The sequence below is a fragment of the Shewanella sp. 10N.286.52.C2 genome, assembly GCF_002874545.1.
Classification (GTDB): Bacteria; Pseudomonadota; Gammaproteobacteria; order Enterobacterales; family Shewanellaceae; genus Shewanella.
Genome location: NZ_MCTV01000034.1, coordinates 1 through 21,895, shown reverse-complemented (window position 1 = coordinate 21,895; position 21,895 = coordinate 1). Strand labels below are relative to the sequence as shown.

Here is a 21,895-nt window from a genome sequence, read left to right as displayed (position 1 = left end):
TTTTTCGTATTGGGGGAAAAACAACAATACCTAATGCTGATAATTTGAGTTATTAGCTGCAACATATCAGCGTGAGCGGTGAGTGTGGACGAATGCCCATGTGAAAGTAGGTTATTGCCAAGCGCATAATTTATCTTACTTTTTAAAAGTAAGAACAAAAGTTACGAATAATCCCTGACTCTACGAGTCAGGGATTTTTTCGTTTACGACTTTCGATCAATATAGGGTGAAGTAGGGTGCAATGTCTGTGTTTATAAAGCAACGCTTTATACAGACATGAAAGGCGGAGGATTTAGCCGCAGCTGAACAACGCCAAGTGCCTAATATTTCTCGATAGAGAATCGATAAAGCCCTGACTTAACAGTCAGGCTTTTTTCGTTTCTGGCAAAAAAGATTAAACCTTAATGCTGATAACTTGAGTCATCAGCTGCTAGATAATATCGTGAGCGGTGAGTGTGAGCGATTGCCTATGTGAAACTAGGGGGGAATGTCTGTGGTTATAAAGCAACGCTTTATACAGATATGGAACGCGAAATATTTATCCGCAGCTGAACATCGCAAGCGCCTAATTTCTCTCGTAAGAGAGTCGATAAAGTCCTGATTTAACAGTTAGGGCTTTTTTGTATTTGGGGAAGAAGAATAAATCCTAACGCAGATTACTTGAGTCATTTACTGCTACATATCGGCGTGAGCTGCGAGTCTGGGCGAATGCCTATGTGAAAGTAGATTACCGCCAAGCGCCTAATATCACTCATTAAAGAGTCGATAGAGCCCTGACTTAATAGTCAGGGCTCTATCCGTTTTCGGGGAAAGTGAAATATGTACTAACCATGAGAGCTTGAATCATCACCTGCTAGATAATATTGTTCGGTGAGAGTGGGAAAATGTTCATGACAAAGCAGACCTTAATGCTGATCTAAATTCAGCAAGGCTTTATAGCGACTCTACACAGATATAAAGTACGAAGGGTTTATTTGTTGATCAACATCAACAAGCGTCTAATCAGTATCAAGCCCGATATTATGTAGCGGGCTTTTTCATTTCTGGCTTTCAATATATATGTCTATGGATATTATTTTAATAGAAGACAAATTAAGCTCCCGGTGCTCAATAGGCAAAGTTTTATAGGTTTTTTAGAGATATTGATATGACACGAGTAGTGCTAAGACGTTTTGATATAAAAACCTACGGGATGTAGTAATTTATTAATCAAAAGAGACTTATTTCGCCATTTGTATATATCTTAAGTACAATAGTGTTCATTATTTTTCGTTAGAACTATGCCTTTATGCCTGTAAGTTTAGCTCCCCATAATACCTTGGCCTTAACACAATGTTGCGACGCTATTGTTGAAGTTGACTCAAAAAAACAACTGATTTTAGTCGTTTCTAAGCTTGTCAGTGAATCTAAGCCTATGTTGATCTTAGGCGGTGGCAGTAATGTGGTATTTACCGATGATTTCAATGGCACCATTATAAAAGTGCTTACAAAAGGAATTAAGGTCGTTGAAGATGAGTTTAATTTCATCTTATCAGTTCAAGCAGGTGAAAATTGGCATGATTTTGTTGAATACTGTTTAGAAAACGGCATTAACGGCTTAGAGAATCTAGCGTTAATTCCAGGCACAGTTGGCGCCGCGCCTATTCAAAATATTGGTGCTTACGGTGTAGAAATCGATAATTTCTGCTCTCAAGTAGAATACTATGACTATACGACATCTCAGTTGATAACCCTTGATGCAGATCAGTGCCAGTTTGGTTACCGAGATTCAATTTTTAAACACCAGCTTAAGGATAAGGCTGTCATCACCGAGGTTGAATTTAGATTACCTAAGTTGTGGGCGCCTAATCTTGAATATGGACCACTAAAACACTTACAGGATGACAGTGTTAGCGCACAAATAATATTTGAAACAGTATGTGATGTGAGGCAAAGTAAATTACCGGATCCTAAGGTACTTGGTAATGTTGGTAGTTTCTTCAAAAACCCGATTATTTCAGCTAAGCAGTATCTTGAGTTATTAACCGAATTTAGTGATCTTGTCGGCTACGCGCAAACTGACGGCACGATTAAAATTGCCGCAGGTTGGTTAATTGATGAAGCTAATTTAAAAGGCTTTACAGTAGGCCGTGCTGCCGTGCATACCAAGCAAGCACTAGTGCTCGTTAACCTCGGTGGGGCAACGGGTAATGATATTTGTCAATTAGCTCATGCGGTGATGAATAAAGTTTACGATAAATTTAATATAAATTTAGAACCGGAACCAAGAATTATTGGCCCAAAAGGCGAGGTAGATATCTGATATGAATGGTCATTGGGTTAAAAAGAAACAGATCCTAGCTTTGCTTGATCATAGTGATTATGTCTCTGGTGAGCAAATTGCTCAAAAAGTGGGTTTATCACGCACCGCGGTAAACAACCACATCAGCCAGTTACTTGATTATGGCGTAGATATATACAGTGTTAAAGGCAAAGGCTATAAGTTATCTAACCCATTACCATTATTTGATGAGGCAAAACTATTGGCTGCAATAGATAATCGTTGCTTTTATTTTGATGACATTAACAGCACCAATGCCTTTATGTTGCAACACGCTGATGAATTGAAAACAGGTGATATTTGTATCGCTGAATATCAATCTGCAGGTAGGGGGAGGCGAGGACGTAATTGGGTATCTCCCTATGGGCACCATGTTTATGCTTCAATTTTTTGGCGCTTAAATCAAGGTATGAATGCAGCAATGGGCTTAAGCTTAATTGTTGGCTGCTCTATTGTAAAAACCTTAGAGAAATATGGTGTAGAAAATTTAGGCTTAAAATGGCCCAATGATATTTATAAAGATAATAAAAAATTAGCAGGCATTTTAATTGAATTGTCTGGCCATTCCTTGGATGAATGTAATTTAGTGATCGGTTTTGGCATTAACATGAGTATGTCTAATAAGCATGCTGAAGCTATTGATCAACCATGGAGTGACTTGAGTGCTTTAGCGGAGATGCCAAATAAAACTGATTTAATGATTGATTTACATCAACAACTTAAATCAGATTTACGCCTATTTGAATTACAAGGCTTAACGCCTTTTATACCGCAATGGGAAAAACATGATTTATTCATTCATAAAGAAGTGGATTTGATCATGGCACCTCATACTCTATCGGGGATCTGTCGAGGAATTGATCAACAAGGCGCTATTTTATTGGAGATTAATGGCAACATTACATCACACATTGGTGGCGAAATTAGCTTGAGGGCATCTGCCAAATAACCGTATTTATTTACGTAAAAGCACTTGGTCTACAAGGTGGTTCTGGGCTTTTTTTAAAATGAGGTTAGCGCGGGCACGACTGGGTTTGATGTTTGACTGTAAATTGGGGCCGTTAATTGTGTCCCAAATATTCGCTGCCGTAGCATTCGCTTCTTCATCAGACAGTGTCGAATAGTGATGGAAAAACGACTCAGGATCACTGAAAGCCCCTTGTCGGAATTTCAAAAAGCGTTGCTGGTACCAGTGTTTTAACAGTGACTCTTCAGCATCGACATAGATAGAGAAGTCGACATAATCTGACAAAAAGGTACTTTTATGATCAGGTGATGGATCTAATGATGTCTGTAATACATTAAGGCCTTCGATAATCAAAATATCGGGCTGATTAATTTCTTGGACACTATCCGTTAACCTATCGTAGCTGACATGAGAATATAACGGTGCCGATACGGATTCATCGCCAGCTTTAATGCTGGAAATAAAATCAATCAACATTTTCATGTCGTAACTTTCAGGAAAACCTTTGCGCTTAAGCAAATTACGTTGTTTAAGTTCTGCTAACGGGTATAAGAAGCCATCGGTGGTGACTAATTCGACTTTTGGGTGCTCTGACCAGCGTTGTAATAATGTTTGCAAAATACGTGCAGTGGTACTCTTACCGACTGCAACACTGCCTGAGATACTAATGATGTAAGGTGTTTTTGTCGGTTTATGACTTAAGAACTGATCAAGCACTTCACTGCGTTGATGTTTGGCACTGATAATCAGGTTGAGTAGGCGACTTAAGGGCAAATAAATATCCGTCACTTCATCGAGTGACAGTTGCTCATTCATGCCTCGAAGGTTTTCTAATTCTTCTTGGCTTAGTGTTAAAGGCACCGAATTACGTAATTCAGACCATTGTTGGCGCTGAAAAGAAAAATAAAGTGCTTGCTGAGATAATTTATTTGATGTCATAACGTCCTTTCCTTAGATCAGGCACAGTACACCAACAATATATATTGAACAATAGAAAATGCATTGATAGTTTTAGCAATAGTTTAAATCGAGGTATTTTTGAACGCAGTTGTTAAATTGAGCCTAAAAAAGCGACATTTAAGACTTTTTTTATCTTTTTTATGCTTTTGCTATTGCACTTGTGCCGACATTTACCTAATATCCGTTTCCGAAATGATTAGCCGGCATAGCTCAGTTGGTAGAGCAACTGACTTGTAATCAGTAGGTCCCGAGTTCGACTCTTGGTGCCGGCACCATTTTTCTGGAGGGGTTCCCGAGTGGCCAAAGGGATCAGACTGTAAATCTGACGGCTCAGCCTTCGAAGGTTCGAATCCTTCTCCCTCCACCATTTTTAAAGGTAGTTAGGTAGCCTTAAACAGGTTGCGCGGATGTCGTATAATGGTATTACTCCAGCCTTCCAAGCTGATAACGCGGGTTCGATTCCCGCCATCCGCTCCAAATTGCTGAACGACTTGATTGCTTAATATCTCTGTCAGAGTTATTAAGTCAATCAAATCCTTTAAATCAGCACGTCCTGTCTTATGCTAAACTAATCTCCTAAACTAATCGATTCGATGTCATTCAATGCATCGGATTTTTTCTATATGTGTTTTCATTACCAAGACTCTGGGTTGAGGCAATATCATGGCTAAAGAAAAATTTGAACGTAGTAAACCACACGTAAACGTGGGTACAATTGGTCACGTTGACCATGGTAAAACAACTCTTACAGCAGCTATTTCAGCTGTATTGTCAAAAGTATATGGTGGTGAAGTTAAAGATTTCGCACAAATCGATAACGCTCCAGAAGAGCGTGAGCGCGGTATTACAATTAATACTTCTCACATCGAATATGACACTCCATCTCGTCACTACGCACACGTAGATTGTCCTGGTCACGCCGATTATGTTAAAAACATGATTACTGGTGCTGCACAAATGGACGGCGCTATCTTAGTAGTTGCTGCTACAGATGGTCCAATGCCACAAACACGTGAGCACATCTTGCTTTCACGTCAGGTTGGCGTACCTTTCATCATCGTATTCATGAACAAATGTGACATGGTTGACGATGAAGAACTACTTGAATTAGTAGAAATGGAAGTTCGTGAACTTCTTTCTGAATATGACTTCCCAGGTGATGACTTACCAGTTATTCAAGGTTCTGCACTTAAAGCACTTGAAGGCGAAGCAGATTGGGAAGCTAAAGTTGTTGAACTAGCTGAAGCTCTAGATACTTATATCCCAGAGCCAGAGCGTGACATCGATAAGCCATTCCTACTTCCAATTGAAGATGTATTCTCAATTTCAGGTCGTGGTACTGTTGTTACTGGTCGTGTTGAGCGTGGTATCATCACAGTAGGTGACGAAGTAGAAATCGTTGGTGTTAAAGACACAACTAAAACGACTTGTACTGGTGTTGAAATGTTCCGTAAGCTGCTTGACGAAGGTCGTGCTGGCGAGAACTGTGGTGTACTTTTACGTGGTACTAAGCGTGATGACGTTGAACGTGGTCAAGTATTAGCTAAGCCTGGTTCAATTACTCCACATACAACTTTCGAATCAGAAGTATACGTACTTTCGAAAGAAGAAGGTGGACGTCACACTCCATTCTTCAAAGGTTACCGTCCACAGTTCTACTTCCGTACAACTGACGTAACTGGTACTATCGAGCTTCCAGAAGGCGTAGAAATGGTAATGCCTGGTGATAACATCAAAATGGTTGTTACACTAATCTACCCAATCGCAATGGATGACGGTTTACGTTTCGCTATCCGTGAAGGTGGCCGTACTGTTGGTGCTGGTGTTGTAGCTAAAGTTATCGCTTAATAGCGATTTTAGTTAACACATAAAAAAAGGAAGCTTCGGCTTCCTTTTTTGTTTTTATTATTTTTTGTAAGATTTGCTGATGATCTCTAGTGTCATCCTTGCGAACTGACTAGAATAAGAATACAATCTATGGCCGATTTTTGACCCTGAGCTGATGCTTTTCGTGGCTTAATTCGGAAGTACTGATTGATAATGGTACACTTTATCAATTTTAAGCTCAGGTCTCTTAGTGAGTAACGGAACCAACCGATGACAACAAATACTGAAAACCAGACTAATTCTCTGGATATTGTTAAGTGGGGCATAGCAGTTATATTGATTGCCGCCGCTGTTATTGGCAACCAAGCATTTGGCGAAGCCAGTGTTGTGGTACGCGCTTTAGGCGTAATTGTTGCCTTTGTTCTTGCAGGTTTTATTGCTCTGCAAACTGTGAAAGGTAAAGAAGCTTTATCTTTTGCTCGTGAAGCTCACATTGAAGTTCGTAAAGTGGTTTGGCCTACGCGTCAAGAAGCGCTAAACACTACATTCATTGTTCTTGCTGCAACAGCTGTCGTAGCCGTTATCCTTTGGGGTTTCGACTGGGTACTTTTGCGCGTTGTTAACCTAATTACTGGCGTATAGGCATTTACATGACTGAAGCAACAGAAGCTAAAAAAAGATGGTATGTGATCCAAGCATTCTCGGGCTATGAAGGCCGTGTATGTAAAACATTGCTTGAACACATAAAAATGCACAACATGGAAGATTACTTCGCTGAGGTATTAGTACCGACAGAAGAAGTGGTTGAAATGCGTGCAGGTCAGCGTCGCAAAAGCGAACGTAAATTCTTCCCTGGTTATGTATTAGTACAGATGGAAATGAATGACGAAAGCTGGCATTTAGTTAAAAGTATTCCACGTGTTATGGGCTTTATCGGTGGTACATCTGACCGTCCAGCGCCTATTTCAGACAAAGAAGCGGATGCCATTCTTCAGCGTTTACAAGACACAGTTGAGTCACCGACTCATCGCGTTATGTATGAACCTGGTGAAGTTGTTCGTGTTAACGATGGTCCATTTGCTGATTTTAATGGCACTATCGAAGAAGTTGATTACGACAAGAACCGCGTTAAGGTTTCAGTAATGATCTTCGGTCGCTCTACTCCTGTTGAACTTGATTTCGATCAAGTTGAAAAGAGCTGATTAAATTAACTACAAATAGTATTTGTTTGCGGGTGCGAATTTTTGTATAATTCGCACCCGTAATTTTCAAGGGGAGCATATTGGCATGTAGCCGATACGCGTTTGAACCCAAACTGAGGATATGTCGACATGGCAAAGAAAATTGAAGCTTATATTAAGCTACAAGTAGCAGCCGGTGCTGCAAACCCGTCTCCACCAGTTGGACCTGCTTTAGGTCAAAAAGGTGTGAACATCATGGAATTCTGTAAAGCATTCAACGCTCGTACTGAAAAGTTCGAAAAAGGCATGCCAATTCCTGTTGTTATCACTGTATACAACGACCGTTCTTTCACGTTCGAAACTAAGACTCCTCCAGCATCTTTCTTATTATTGAAAGCTGCAGGTCTTAAGTCTGGTTCTGGCCGTCCGAACACTGAGAAAGTTGGTACTATCAAGCGTAGCGCAGTTCAAGAAATTGCTGAATCAAAAGCTACTGATATGACTGGCGCTGATATTGAAGCGATGACTCGCTCAATTGAAGGTACTGCACGTTCAATGGGTTTGGTAGTAGAGGACTAATATAATGGCAAAGCTAACTAAGCGCATGCGCGTTATCCGTGAAAAATTAGACGGAACTAAGAACTACGACATCAATGAAGCTACTGCTTTATTAAAAGAATTAGCAACTGCTAAGTTCGTAGAAAGTGTTGACGTTGCTGTTAACCTAGGTATCGATCCTCGTAAATCAGATCAAAACGTTCGTGGCGCTACAGTATTACCACATGGTACTGGCCGTGAAGTTCGTGTTGCTGTGTTTACACAGGGCGCAAACGCTGAAGCAGCTAAAGAAGCTGGTGCAGAACTTGTTGGTATGGAAGATCTTGCTGCACAAGTTAAAGCTGGCGAAATGAACTTTGACGTTGTTATCGCATCTCCAGATGCAATGCGCGTTGTTGGTATGTTAGGTCAAATCTTAGGCCCACGTGGTTTAATGCCTAACCCTAAAACTGGTACAGTAACGCCTAACGTTGCTGATGCAGTTAAAAATGCCAAAGCTGGTCAAGTTCGTTACCGTAACGACAAGAACGGTATTATCCACACTACTATCGGTAAAGTGGATTTCACACCAGTTCAGCTTAAAGAAAACTTAGAATCGCTTGTAGCGGCACTGAAAAAGGCTAAGCCTGCAGTTGCTAAAGGCGTTTACTTGAAGAAAGTTACTATCTCTACCACTATGGGTGCAGGCGTAACTATCGATCAAGGTAGCTTAGACGAAGTTAAGTAATATACAAAGCGTGCGTATTAGTCTATAATGCGCGCACTTTGTGGGTTGAGGTCTATTTTCTACGTGTGTTACTAATTTATTAGTCCGCTTATTGAATAGATTTCCGTCCAAGACCGTAGGTGTAATCTAACCATTACTTAATTTCCTACGTAGACGGTGTCAGACCCCCCAGATAGATTTTGTTCTGCTGGAAAATCTGCACCGTAAGTCGTTAAACACTTTGTGTTTAACATGGTTAATTCTAGGGAATTCCCTAGGTAGAATCCAGGAGTAAAGCCAATGGCATTAAGACTCGAAGACAAAAAAGCGATTGTTGCTGAAGTCAACGAAGCAGCCAAAGGTGCTTTATCTGCAGTTGTTGCCGATTCACGCGGTGTAACTGTAGGTGATATGACCGGTTTGCGTAAAGCAGCTCGTGAAGCTGGTGTATTTATACGTGTAGTACGTAATACATTAGTTAAACGCGCTGTAGCTGGTACTGATTTTGAGTGCCTTAGCGACACGTTTACAGGTCCTACTTTAATTGCCTTTTCTAACGAGCACCCAGGTGCTGCAGCACGTCTATTAAAAGACTTCGCTGCTACGCAAGAAAAGTTTGAAATTAAAGCAGCAGCCTTTGAAGGGGAAGTAATCCCTGCAGCAGATATTGATCGTTTAGCGAAATTACCAACTTACGACGAAGCACTAGCTCAGTTAATGATGACTCTAAAAGAAGCATCTGCTGGCAAGTTTGTTCGTACCTTGGCCGCTCTTCGCGATCAAAAAGAAGCAGCTTAATATTTTATTAGCCGCTTAATTAAATTGAATTCAGTACAATAGGAATTTTTTGTTATGTCTATCACAAAAGACCAAATCTTAGAAGCTTTCGCAGAAATGTCTGTAATGGAAGTTGTTGAACTTATCGAAGCAATGGAAGAAAAATTCGGCGTTTCTGCTGCAGCTGCAGTAGTTTCTGGTGGTGGTGATGCTGCCGCTGCTGTTGAGCAAACAGAATTTGACGTTGTTATGACATCTTTCGGTGCTAACAAAGTTGCTGTTATTAAAGCACTTCGTGGCGCTACAGGTCTTGGCCTGAAAGAAGCTAAAGCGATGGCTGAATCTGCACCAGTTGCAGTTAAAGAAGCTATCTCTAAAGAAGAAGCTGAAGCACTTCAAGCAGACCTAGTTGCTGCTGGCGCTGAAGTAGAAGTTAAGTAAGTTATACTTTAACTTACCACCTCCCGAGTAATCGGGCGGAGGCTGGCGGTTTTTTAACCGTCGGCCTTTTTTGCGCTATATGCGCAGGCGATTTTTTATTCACCGTTTGTCGCCAGTTTTAGCAGTTCCTAGCAGAGATTACTGGTTAGGTTCTTGCCATTAACGGTGATGGGCAAACGTGCTGATTTAATCTTTTGTATTATTTCAGTCTTGGTCACATCTCGTAAGTAGAGGAAACCCATGGTTTACTCCTATTCTGAAAAGAAGCGTATTCGTAAAGACTTTGGCAAACGCCCAAAAGTTTTGGATATTCCGTACCTATTGTCTATTCAATTAGACTCTTTTAAGAAGTTCACCGATCAAGATCCTACGGGTGAACGTGGCTTCGAAGCCGCATTCCGTAGCGTTTTTCCCATCAAGAGCTTTTCTGGCAACTCTGAACTGCAATACGTCAGTTATAAGTTAGGCGAGCCAGTTTTTGATGTGAAAGAGTGTCAGATCCGCGGTGTTACATATTCAGCTCCATTACGCGTTAAATTGCGTATGGTGTTATATGACCGTGAAGCTGCACCAGGCACAGTTAAAGACATTAAAGAACAAGAAGTCTACATGGGTGATATCCCATTAATGACTGATAACGGTACTTTTGTTATCAATGGTACTGAGCGTGTTATCGTGTCTCAGTTACACCGCTCACCAGGTGTATTCTTTGATCATGACCGTGGTAAAACCCACTCTTCAGGTAAAGTGTTATATAACGCACGTATTATTCCTTACCGTGGTTCATGGCTTGACTTTGAATTTGATCCAAAAGATGCCTTATTTGTACGTATTGACCGTCGTCGTAAATTACCTGCGACTATCATGCTACGTGCACTTGAGTTTTCTACTCAAGAAATCTTAGACTTATTCTTTGAACGTACTCAGTTCAAAATTAAGAAAGATTCTCTTGTTATGGCACTTGTACCAGACCGTTTACGTGGTGAAACTGCAAGTTACGATATTAAAGATTCAGAAGGCAATGTTCTTGTTGAAACTGGTCGTCGTATTACTGCTCGTCACATTAAACAACTTGAAAAAACTGCCACTACAGAACTTGAAGTACCTGTAGATTACATTGTTGGTAAGTTTGCTGCTCAAGATTATATCGATCAAGATACTGGTGAAGTACTTGTTAGCGCAAATGCTGAAATCACCCTTGAAGACCTTGCTAAACTTTCTTTAGCAGGCATTAAAGAAGTTGATACTTTGTTTATCAACGATCTTGATCATGGTGCTTATATTTCTGACACATTACGTATCGATTCTACAACTAACCGCTTAGAAGCATTAGTTGAAATCTACCGCATGATGCGTCCAGGTGAGCCACCAACCAAAGATGCTGCTGAAAGCTTATTCCAGAACTTGTTCTTCAGTGAAGAACGTTATGACTTATCTAAAGTAGGTCGTATGAAGTTCAACCGTCGTCTTGAGATTGCTGAAGACGAAGGCGCTGGCGTATTGTCTAAAGAAGACATCGTACACGTTATGAAGAAAATCATCGAAATCCGTAATGGTGACGATGAAGTCGATGATATCGACCATCTTGGTAACCGTCGTATTCGTAGCGTTGGCGAAATGGCTGAAAACCAATTCCGTGTTGGTCTAGTTCGTGTTGAGCGTGCTGTTCGTGAACGTCTATCATTAGGCGACTTGAACGAGTTGATGCCACAAGATCTTATCAATGCGAAGCCTATTTCGGCAGCAGTGAAAGAATTCTTTGGTTCTTCACAGCTGTCTCAATTCATGGATCAAAACAACCCGCTTTCAGAAGTAACGCATAAGCGTCGTATTTCTGCTTTAGGCCCAGGTGGTTTGACTCGTGAACGTGCAGGCTTCGAAGTACGTGACGTACATCCGACTCACTATGGTCGTCTATGTCCGATTGAAACGCCAGAGGGACCAAACATTGGTCTAATTAACTCTTTAGCAAGTTTCGCACGTACTAACTCATACGGCTTCCTAGAAACGCCTTATCGTAAGGTTGTTGATAGTGTAATTACTGATGAAGTTGAATACTTGTCAGCAATTGAAGAAGGTCGTTATGTTATTGCACAGGCAAACATTGAAGTAGATGGTTCTAGCCGAATCATTGAAGAGCAAGTTGCTTGTCGTCATAAAGGTGAATCTACCTTTATGCGTGCTGCTGACATTCAATATATGGATGTATCACCACAACAGATTATTTCTGTTGCGGCATCACTAATTCCGTTCCTAGAACACGATGATGCTAACCGTGCATTGATGGGTGCGAACATGCAACGTCAAGCGGTTCCTACTTTACGTGCTGATAAGCCGTTAGTCGGTACAGGTATTGAGCGCACTTTAGCGGTCGATTCTGGTGTTGTTGTTGCTGCGAAACGTGGCGGTGTTGTTGATTACGTTGATGCTAGCCGTATCGTTATCAAAGTTAATGAAGCAGAGTTAACACCGGGTGAAGCTGGTATTGATATCTACAACTTAACTAAGTATACCCGTTCAAACCAAAACACCTGCATTAACCAACGTCCTTGTTGTTCTGTTGGTGATCCAATTGTACGTGGTGATGTATTAGCTGACGGTCCATCAACCGATTTAGGTGATTTGGCTCTTGGTCAAAACATGCGTATCGCGTTCATGCCGTGGAATGGTTATAACTTCGAAGATTCTATCTTAATTTCTGAGCGCGTAGCGCAAGAAGATCGTTTTACTACTATTCATATCCAAGAGCTTTCATGTATTGCTCGTGATACGAAACTAGGTAGCGAAGAAATCACAGCTGATATTCCAAACGTAGGTGAGTCTGCTTTATCTAAACTAGATGAATCAGGTATCGTTTACATTGGTGCTGAAGTTAAAGGCGGCGACATTCTAGTTGGTAAAGTGACACCTAAAGGTGAAACTCAGCTGACGCCAGAAGAGAAGCTATTGCGTGCAATTTTCGGTGAGAAAGCTTCAGATGTTAAGGACAGCTCTTTACGTGTACCTAACTCTGTTAAAGGCACCATCATCGACGTTCAAGTATTCACTCGTGACGGTATCGAGAAAGATAAACGTGCGCTTGAAATTGAAGAGATGCATGTTAGCCAAGCTCGCAAAGATTTAGGCGAAGAGTTCCAGATCCTTGAAGAAGGTGTGTTGAGCCGTGCGCGTAACTTATTACTATCTACCGGTTTCTCAGAAGCTAAATTAGCAGAGCTACCGCGTAAAGATGTATTAATTCAAGTTATCGATGACGAAGCTAAACAAACTGAACTTGAGCAATTAGCTGAGCAACATGAAGAGCTAAAAGCAGACTTCGATAAGAAGTTTGAAGTTAAGCGTCGTAAGATCACCCAAGGTGATGACTTAGCACCTGGTGTACTGAAAATTGTTAAGGTTTACCTAGCAGTTAAACGTACTATCCAACCTGGTGATAAGATGGCGGGTCGTCACGGTAACAAGGGTGTAATCTCTAAGATTTGTCCTATCGAAGACATGCCTTACGATGAAACTGGTGATCCAGTTGATATCGTACTTAACCCATTGGGCGTACCATCGCGTATGAACATTGGTCAGGTACTAGAAGTCCACTTAGGTGCTGCAGCTAAAGGTATCGGTAATCGTATTACTGCTATGCTTGAAGAGCAACGCGAACTGGCAGAGCTACGTAGCTACATTCAGCAGGTTTATGACTTAGGTGATGACGTTCTTCAGAAAGTCGACATCAGTACATTTAGCGACCATGAAGTAGTGCGCTTAGCTAAGAACCTGAGAGGCGGCATACCAATTGCTACGCCAGCTTTCGATGGTGCTAAAGAGAAAGAGATCAAGCAAATGCTTGAACTTGCAGGCTTACCTTCATCTGGCCAGTTAACATTATGTGACGGCCGTACCGGTAACGAATTTGAGCGTAAAGTAACTGTTGGTTACATGTACATGCTTAAATTGAACCATTTAGTTGATGACAAGATGCACGCCCGTTCAACCGGTTCGTACAGCTTAGTTACACAACAACCATTGGGCGGTAAAGCTCAATTCGGTGGTCAGCGTTTCGGTGAGATGGAAGTATGGGCACTAGAAGCATACGGTGCTGCATATACTCTTCAGGAAATGCTAACGGTTAAATCAGATGACGTTAACGGTCGTACTCAGATGTATAAAAACATCGTCGACGGTAACCATCAGATGCACCCAGGCATGCCTGAGTCTTTCAACGTATTGTTGAAGGAAATTCGTTCACTTGGTATTAATATCGAGTTGGATCAAGAGTAAGCATCGCTCTTAAGCAATGTTTGGTAACCAAGGATGCTTTGCAATAGCAAGGCATCTGGTTTAACTCCTTCAGGAGAGAAACGTGAAAGACTTATTAAAGTTTCTTAAACAGCAAAGCAAGACTGAAGAATTTAACGGAATCAAAATTGGTTTGGCTTCGCCAGATCTAATCCGTTCTTGGTCTTTTGGTGAAGTTAAAAAACCAGAAACCATTAACTACCGTACCTTTAAACCTGAACGTGAAGGTTTATTCTGTGCGCGTATTTTCGGTCCTGTGAAAGATTACGAATGTTTGTGTGGTAAATACAAGCGTTTGAAGCACCGTGGTGTTATTTGTGAGAAGTGTGGCGTTGAAGTTACACAGACTAAAGTGCGTCGTGAGCGCATGGGTCATATTGATCTTGCAAGCCCAGTTGCCCACATTTGGTTCTTGAAATCACTTCCGTCTCGTATCGGCTTAATGCTTGATATGACACTTCGTGACATCGAACGTGTACTTTACTTCGAATCATTTGTTGTGATCGAGCCTGGCATGACCAGTCTTGAACGTGGCCAAATGCTTACTGAAGAAACGTATCTTGATGCACTTGAAGAATACGGTGACGAGTTCGAAGCTAAAATGGGTGCTGAAGCAGTCTTAGACTTGCTACGTGCAATTGATTTAGAAGAACAGATCGAACAAATGCGTGAAGAGTTGCCTTCAATCAACTCTGAAACCCGTCGTAAAAAGGTCACTAAACGCCTTAAACTGATGGAAGCATTCTTCACTTCAGGTAACAAGCCTGAGTGGATGATCTTAAAAGTTCTACCGGTTCTACCACCTGATTTACGTCCTCTAGTACCACTAGATGGCGGACGTTTTGCTACGTCTGATTTGAACGACCTTTACCGTCGTGTAATCAACCGTAACAACCGTCTAAAACGTCTATTAGACTTAGCTGCGCCAGACATTATCGTACGTAACGAAAAGCGTATGTTACAAGAGTCTGTTGATGCGCTATTAGATAATGGTCGTCGTGGTCGTGCTATTACAGGTTCTAACAAGCGTCCGCTAAAATCTTTGGCCGATATGATCAAAGGTAAGCAAGGTCGTTTCCGTCAGAACTTACTTGGTAAGCGTGTTGACTACTCAGGCCGTTCGGTAATTACCGTAGGTCCTACTTTACGTCTGCACCAGTGTGGTCTTCCTAAGAAGATGGCACTTGAGCTATTCAAACCATTCATTTATGGCAAGCTAGAAGGTCGTGGTTTAGCTACTACGATTAAAGCTGCTAAGAAAATGGTTGAACGCGAACAGCCAGAAGTATGGGATGTTTTAGACGAAGTAATTCGTGAACATCCAGTTATGCTTAACCGTGCACCAACACTTCATAGACTTGGTATCCAGGCATTTGAGCCGGTACTAATTGAAGGTAAAGCTATTCAATTGCACCCATTAGTATGTGCGGCATATAACGCCGACTTCGATGGTGACCAAATGGCTGTGCACGTACCGTTAACGCTTGAAGCTCAATTAGAAGCTCGCTCGTTAATGATGTCGACAAACAACATCCTTTCTCCAGCAAATGGTGAGCCAGTAATCACGCCTTCTCAAGACGTGGTACTTGGTCTTTACTATACCAGCCGTGAATGTGTTAACGGCCGTGGTGAAGGTATGACATTTATGTCTGTTGATGAAGTTGAAAAAGCGTACGCAACAGGTGCTGCAGAATTGCATGCACGCGTTAAAGTACGTATTACAGAGACTTCAACTGACGACAATGGTGAAAAGACTCAAAGCCGTCGTATTGTAGATACTACAGTGGGCCGTGCATTGTTATCGCAGATCTTGCCTAAAGGCTTACCCTATGAACTGGTTAACCAGAACATGGGTAAAAAGCAAATCTCGAAACTATTGAACACTTGTTACCGTGCGCTAGGCCTAAAAGATACTGTTATCTTTGCTGACCAATTAATGTATACCGGTTTCCGTTATGCAACTATCTCTGGTGCCTCTGTTGGTATCAACGATATGGTTATCCCAGATGAGAAGTACACTTTAGTTGAAGAAGCTGAACGTGAAGTGCTTGAAATTCAAGAGCAGTTCCAATCAGGTCTGGTTACCGCTGGTGAGCGTTACAACAAAGTTATCGATATTTGGGCAAGTACCAACGATAAAATCTCTAAAGCGATGATGGACAACTTGAAGAAAGAAGTTGTTATCAATCGTGATGGCGAAGAAGAAGAGCAAGATTCGTTTAACAGCATCTATATGATGGCTGACTCGGGCGCTCGTGGTAGTGCTGCTCAGATCCGTCAGTTAGCGGGTATGCGTGGTCTGATGGCTAAGCCAGATGGCTCAATCATCGAAACCCCAATTACTGCGAACTTCCGTGAAGGTCTAAACGTACTTCAGTACTTCATCTCTACTCACGGTGCGCGTAAAGGTCTTGCCGATACCGCATTGAAAACAGCTAACTCGGGTTACCTAACTCGTCGTCTTGTTGACGTTGCACAAGATCTAGTTGTTATTGAAGATGATTGTGGCACTGAAGCTGGCTTAACCATGAAGCCGTTGATTGAAGGTGGTGATGTTAAAGAGCCTCTTCGTGAACGTGTTCTTGGTCGTGTTGTTGCTATTGACGTACTTGAGCCTGGTACTGAAAAAGTACTTGCTCCACGCAATACGCTACTTGACGAAGCATGGTGTGATCTTCTTGAAGAGCACAGCGTTGATGAAGTTATCGTACGTTCTGTAATTTCATGTGAAACAGACTTTGGTGTTTGTGCCGCATGTTACGGTCGTGACTTAGCTCGTGGTCATATCATTAACCACGGTGAAGCTATCGGTGTTGTTGCTGCTCAATCAATCGGTGAGCCAGGTACACAGCTTACGATGCGTACCTTCCACATTGGTGGTGCAGCATCTCGTGACTCTGCTGAAAACAATGTTCAAGTTAAGAACTCAGGTACACTGAAGCTTCATAATGCGAAATACGTTAAGAGCATCGACAACAAGTTAGTTATTGTTTCTCGTTCATCTGAACTTGCAATCATTGACGAACTTGGTCGTGAAAAAGAGCGTTACAGAGTACCTTACGGTACTGTTTTAGAAGTGTTGGAAGACAGTGAAGTGGCAGCAGGCGCAATTATTGCGAACTGGGATCCACATACTCACCCAATTATTTCTGAAGTAGCCGGTTCAGTTAAATTCGTAGACATGATTGAAGGCGTTACTATGACGCGTCAAACAGATGACCTAACTGGTCTGTCTTCGATTGTGGTACTTGACCCAAGTGCTCGTAGCACAGCTGGTAAAGAAATGCGTCCTGCTATCCGTCTAATCGACGCTGATGGCAACGATCTTATGATCCCGGGTACCGATGTACCTGCGCAGTATTTCTTACCTGGTAACGCGATTGTAGCGAAAGACGATAATGCACAAATTAACGTTGGTGATGCTTTAGCACGTATTCCTCAGGAATCGTCTAAAACTCGCGATATTACCGGTGGTCTACCACGTGTTGCTGACTTGTTCGAAGCTCGTAAACCAAAAGAGCCTGCTATCCTTGCTGAAATCTCGGGTACTATCTCATTCGGTAAAGAAACCAAAGGTAAAGTACGTCTAGTCATCAGCCCTGCTGATGGTAGTGATCATTATGAAGAAATGATCCCTAAATGGCGTAACCTGAACGTGTTCGAAGGTGAAAAAGTTGAACGTGGTGAAGTTATTGCTGACGGCCCAGAAGCTGCGCATGACATCCTACGTTTACGTGGCATCCATCATGTTGCTAACTATATTGTTGATGAAGTTCAAGACGTTTACCGCCTACAGGGCGTTAAAATCAATGATAAGCACATTGAGGTGATTATTCGCCAAATGCTACGTAAGTGCTTAATTACTGACGCTGGTGATACCGAATTCTTAGTCGGTGAACAAGCTGAAGTTGCCCGCGTTAAGATCGCTAACCGCGAACTTGAAGCACAAGGCAAAACACCTGCGAAGTTTGAGCGTGAATTATTAGGTATTACCAAAGCATCTTTGGCTACTGAATCATTCATCTCAGCTGCATCGTTCCAGGAAACAACTCGCGTACTAACCGAAGCTGCTGTTGGCGGTAAGAGCGATCCATTACGTGGTCTGAAAGAAAACGTAATTGTTGGTCGTCTAATCCCAGCTGGTACCGGTTATGCATATCACACAGCTCGTAATGAAGCTCGTGCGAATGTCAAATCAGACAATGCAGAAGCGCCAGTGATCACTGCAAGTGAAGCAGAGAAGAACTTAGCTGACTTACTTAACTTAGCCGGAAGTGCTGATTAAAGTAAATGGTATGTTAAAAAAGGCGCCTTTGGCGCCTTTTTTATTGGAAATTGCATGAAAAGTTGTCTATTTCTTGACAGTTGGCCATTACCTTTCTAAACTTTCGCGTCCCATCATAGTGGGATATAGATTTTTCACACAAAATTGTTGAGATATTTCAACTGAACGGAGCTATTCATGGCAACTGTAAACCAGTTGGTACGTAAGCCTCGCTCGCCAAAAGTCGAAAAGACTAACGTGCCAGCGTTGAATGCGTGTCCACAAAAACGTGGAGTTTGTACTCGTGTGTACACAACTACTCCTAAAAAACCTAACTCTGCACTACGTAAAGTAGCACGTGTTCGCTTAACTAACGGTTTCGAAGTTACTTCGTACATCGGTGGTGAAGGTCACAACTTGCAGGAACATAGTGTAATTCTAATCCGTGGTGGTCGTGTTAAAGATCTACCTGGTGTGCGTTACCACACTATTCGCGGTGCATTAGATTGTGCTGGCGTAAGTGCTCGTCGCAACGGCCGTTCTAAGTACGGTGCTAAGCGTCCTAAGTCGTAACTTGTCCGTTTAAGTAAGGCCAAGCTAGTTAAAAAAATTCCAGTTTTGGAAGTACCTGAAGCATACGGAGAATTGTTATGCCAAGACGTCGCGTTGTAGGACAACGTAAAATCCTACCAGATCCAAAGTTCAAAAGTGAGTTGTTGGCTAAGTTCATCAACGTCATTATGGTTGACGGTAAAAAGTCAACTGCTGAAAAAATTATCTACCAAGCATTAGATGTTGTCGCTGAAAAGAAAAGCGAAGAGCATTTAAGCATCCTTGAAGCTGCTCTTGATAATGTTCGTCCATCAGTCGAAGTTAAATCTCGTCGCGTTGGTGGTTCAACTTATCAAGTACCATGTGAAGTTCGTCCAGTGCGTCGTAACGCACTAGCGATGCGCTGGTTAGTTGAAGCTGCTCGCAAGCGTGGTGAAAAATCTATGGCTCTACGTCTAGCTGGTGAAATGCTAGACGCATCTGAAAACAAAGGTACTGCTGTTAAGAAGCGTGAAGACGTGCATCGCATGGCTGAAGCTAACAAAGCCTTTGCTCATTACCGTTGGTAATTTGATGGAGTGGGCGTTAGCCCACTCCATATTGTTGATATTTTCTAAAGCACTTTAGCTTTAGTTGAGAGGGTATAAATAGTGGCTCGTACAACCCCAATTGAGCGTTATCGTAATATCGGTATCGTTGCTCATGTGGATGCAGGTAAAACTACCACAACAGAACGTGTTCTGTTCTATACCGGTTTGTCTCATAAAATCGGTGAGGTGCATGACGGCGCCGCTACCACTGACTGGATGGTTCAAGAGCAAGAGCGTGGTATTACTATCACATCTGCTGCTGTAACCACATTCTGGCGTGGTATGGATGCTCAATTCACCGAACATCGTATTAATATCATCGATACCCCTGGTCATGTTGACTTTACTATTGAAGTAGAACGTTCGCTTCGAGTACTTGATGGTGCAGTTGTTGTCTTCTGCGGATCATCAGGTGTCGAGCCACAATCTGAAACTGTTTGGCGTCAAGCTGATAAGTATCAGGTACCGCGCATGGTATTCGTTAATAAAATGGATCGTGCAGGTGCTGACTTTGATAGTGTCATCGACCAAATCCGTAACCGCCTAGGTGCGACTTGTGTCCCTATTCAATTGAATATTGGCGCTGAGGAGAACTTTAAAGGGGTTATTGATTTAATTAAGATGAAAGCAATTAATTGGTCTGAAAAAGACCAAGGAACGACTTTCTCTTATGAAGAAATTCCTGCAGATCTTCTCGCTAAGGCAGAAGAAATGCATGAGTATCTCGTGGAAAGTGCTGCAGAGGCCTCTGATGAATTGATGGAAAAATACCTTGAAGAAGGTGAGCTATCAGAATTAGAGATCAAGCAAGCATTACGTCAGCGCACAATTAACAATGAAATAGTATTAGCAACTTGTGGTTCTGCATTTAAGAACAAAGGTGTTCAAGCTGTTTTAGATGGTGTGGTCGATTACTTACCGGCTCCTACTGAGGTCCCTGCAATTAAAGGGATTGACGAGAACGATAATGAAGTCGAACGTCCATCAGACGATAATGCCCCTTTTGCGGCATTAGCGTTTAAAATTGCGACTGATCCATTTGTTGGAACTTTAACCTTTATCCGTGTATATTCAGGCGTATTAGAGTCGGGTGCAGCGGTTTACAACTCTGTCAAAGAGAAACGTGAACGCGTCGGCCGAATCGTACAAATGCATGCAAATGACCGAACCGAGCTGAAAGAAGTTCGTGCTGGTGATATTGCCGCGGCAATTGGCTTAAAAGATGTGACAACAGGAGATACTCTTTGCGCAAATGATCACAAAGTGATTTTAGAACGCATGGAGTTTCCAGAACCTGTAATTACTATTGCCGTTGAGCCACGTTCGCAAGCAGACCAAGATAAAATGGCGATTGCGCTGCAAAAATTAGCAGCTGAAGACCCGTCTTTTAGAGTGGAAACTGATGTAGAATCAGCTCAAACATTGATTTCTGGCATGGGTGAATTACATTTAGACATTATCGTAGACAGAATGCGTCGCGAATTTAATGTAGATTGTAACGTAGGTAAACCTCAGGTTGCTTATCGTGAAACAATTCGCTCAGCAGTTGAAGTGGAAGGTAAGTTCGTACGTCAATCAGGCGGACGTGGTCAGTTTGGCCATGTGTGGTTGAAAGTTGAACCTTCTGAAGAAGGTCAAGGCTACGAATTTGTTAACGAAATCGTTGGTGGTGCAGTTCCTCGTGAATTCATCCCATCCGTTGACAAAGGTATTCAAGAGCAAATGAATAACGGCGTATTAGCTGGTTATCCAATGCTTGATGTGAAAGTGACTTTATTTGACGGCTCATATCATGATGTCGACTCAAATGAGATGGCTTTCAAAATTGCTGGTTCAATGGGCTTCAAAAAGGGTGCGCTTGAAGCAACCCCTGTGTTACTAGAACCCACAATGAAAGTGGAAATAACCACACCTGAAAATAACATGGGCGATGTAGTGGGTGATTTGAACCGACGTCGCGGTATTATTGAAGGTATGGATGATGGTCTGGGTGGTGTTAAAATTATCCACGCTGTTGTACCGCTTTCTGAAATGTTTGGTTATGCTACTGACTTGCGAAGTGCAACTCAGGGTCGTGCTTCATACTCTATGGAGTTCTTAAAGTACGACGATGCACCATCAAATATTGCAAAGGCAATTATTGAATCACGTACTTAAATTTTTAAGTACTTAATTAACTGTTATATAGCTCGTTGTCGAGCACTTCTGAAAAGAAAGGAATATATCGTGGCTAAAGAAAAATTTGAACGTAGTAAACCACACGTAAACGTGGGTACAATTGGTCACGTCGACCATGGTAAAACTACTCTTACAGCAGCTATCTCAGCTGTATTGTCAAAAGTATATGGTGGTGAAGTTAAAGATTTCGCACAAATCGATAACGCTCCAGAAGAGCGTGAGCGCGGTATTACAATTAATACTTCTCACATCGAATATGACACACCATCTCGTCACTACGCACA

General features: G+C 42.0%; 16 protein-coding genes and 3 tRNA genes. 18 read left to right on the top strand and 1 reads right to left on the bottom strand.

The genetic code is table 11. From position 1 onward, the window contains the following. Window positions 1–1,288: 1,288 nt before the first annotated feature. Complete coding sequence (gene murB, locus BCU94_RS12385; protein WP_102476547.1) at window positions 1,289–2,302, top strand: UDP-N-acetylmuramate dehydrogenase; 1,014 nt, start codon at window positions 1,289–1,291, stop codon at window positions 2,300–2,302. Window position 2,303: 1 nt separating this feature from the next. Beyond that, a complete protein-coding gene (gene birA, locus BCU94_RS12380; RefSeq protein ID WP_102476546.1) occupies window positions 2,304–3,269 on the top strand; it encodes a bifunctional biotin--[acetyl-CoA-carboxylase] ligase/biotin operon repressor BirA in 966 nt (321 codons plus the stop codon). Between the two features lie 6 nt (window positions 3,270–3,275). On the opposite strand, the gene coaA is transcribed toward birA, so the two are convergent. After that, window positions 3,276–4,226: a type I pantothenate kinase gene (gene coaA, locus BCU94_RS12375; RefSeq protein ID WP_102436324.1), complete on the bottom strand. Its 951-nt coding sequence runs from the start codon at window positions 4,224–4,226 to the stop codon at window positions 3,276–3,278. A gap of 220 nt (window positions 4,227–4,446) precedes the next feature. On the opposite strand from coaA, the gene BCU94_RS12370 reads away from it, so the two are divergent. The 16 genes from BCU94_RS12370 to BCU94_RS12295 form a co-directional block, all read left to right on the top strand. Beyond that, window positions 4,447–4,522, top strand: a tRNA-Thr gene (locus tag BCU94_RS12370). Window positions 4,523–4,529: 7 nt separating this feature from the next. After that, window positions 4,530–4,614: transfer RNA gene (locus BCU94_RS12365), tRNA-Tyr, on the top strand. Window positions 4,615–4,650: 36 nt separating this feature from the next. Next, window positions 4,651–4,724, top strand: a tRNA-Gly gene (locus tag BCU94_RS12360). Between the two features lie 186 nt (window positions 4,725–4,910). Further along, complete coding sequence (tuf, locus tag BCU94_RS12355) at window positions 4,911–6,095, top strand: elongation factor Tu (protein WP_102476545.1); 1,185 nt, start codon at window positions 4,911–4,913, stop codon at window positions 6,093–6,095. Between the two features lie 249 nt (window positions 6,096–6,344). After that, on the top strand, window positions 6,345–6,716 hold the full coding sequence (gene secE / locus BCU94_RS12350; protein WP_102439681.1) for a preprotein translocase subunit SecE: 372 nt from the start codon (window positions 6,345–6,347) through the stop codon (window positions 6,714–6,716). Between the two features lie 8 nt (window positions 6,717–6,724). Beyond that, window positions 6,725–7,276: a transcription termination/antitermination protein NusG gene (gene nusG / locus BCU94_RS12345; protein ID WP_076543266.1), complete on the top strand. Its 552-nt coding sequence runs from the start codon at window positions 6,725–6,727 to the stop codon at window positions 7,274–7,276. A gap of 129 nt (window positions 7,277–7,405) precedes the next feature. Continuing rightward, entirely contained in the window at window positions 7,406–7,834 is a 429-nt protein-coding gene (gene rplK / locus BCU94_RS12340) for a 50S ribosomal protein L11 (RefSeq protein WP_076543265.1), read from the top strand. A gap of 4 nt (window positions 7,835–7,838) precedes the next feature. Then, window positions 7,839–8,540, top strand: coding sequence for a 50S ribosomal protein L1 (gene rplA, locus BCU94_RS12335; RefSeq protein WP_102439680.1), 702 nt, complete (start codon window positions 7,839–7,841; stop codon window positions 8,538–8,540). Window positions 8,541–8,819: 279 nt separating this feature from the next. Further along, window positions 8,820–9,317, top strand: coding sequence for a 50S ribosomal protein L10 (gene rplJ, locus BCU94_RS12330; RefSeq protein WP_076543263.1), 498 nt, complete (start codon window positions 8,820–8,822; stop codon window positions 9,315–9,317). 54 nt (window positions 9,318–9,371) lie between these two features. Continuing rightward, window positions 9,372–9,737, top strand: a complete 366-nt coding sequence (gene rplL, locus BCU94_RS12325; RefSeq protein WP_076543262.1) for a 50S ribosomal protein L7/L12 — start codon at window positions 9,372–9,374, stop codon at window positions 9,735–9,737. A gap of 240 nt (window positions 9,738–9,977) precedes the next feature. Next, window positions 9,978–14,009: a DNA-directed RNA polymerase subunit beta gene (gene rpoB / locus BCU94_RS12320; RefSeq protein ID WP_102439679.1), complete on the top strand. Its 4,032-nt coding sequence runs from the start codon at window positions 9,978–9,980 to the stop codon at window positions 14,007–14,009. A gap of 82 nt (window positions 14,010–14,091) precedes the next feature. Beyond that, window positions 14,092–18,312: a DNA-directed RNA polymerase subunit beta' gene (gene rpoC, locus BCU94_RS12315; protein WP_102476544.1), complete on the top strand. Its 4,221-nt coding sequence runs from the start codon at window positions 14,092–14,094 to the stop codon at window positions 18,310–18,312. A gap of 177 nt (window positions 18,313–18,489) precedes the next feature. Beyond that, a complete protein-coding gene (rpsL, locus tag BCU94_RS12310) occupies window positions 18,490–18,864 on the top strand; it encodes a 30S ribosomal protein S12 (RefSeq protein ID WP_076543259.1) in 375 nt (124 codons plus the stop codon). Window positions 18,865–18,941: 77 nt separating this feature from the next. Beyond that, window positions 18,942–19,412 (top strand): 30S ribosomal protein S7, encoded by a 471-nt coding sequence (gene rpsG, locus BCU94_RS12305; protein WP_076543258.1) that lies wholly within the window; start codon window positions 18,942–18,944, stop codon window positions 19,410–19,412. Window positions 19,413–19,493: 81 nt separating this feature from the next. Continuing rightward, window positions 19,494–21,590, top strand: coding sequence for an elongation factor G (fusA, locus tag BCU94_RS12300; protein ID WP_102476543.1), 2,097 nt, complete (start codon window positions 19,494–19,496; stop codon window positions 21,588–21,590). A gap of 69 nt (window positions 21,591–21,659) precedes the next feature. Next, on the top strand, window positions 21,660–21,895 hold a 236-nt coding region (locus BCU94_RS12295; RefSeq protein WP_241904999.1), incomplete at its 3' end, for a GTP-binding protein.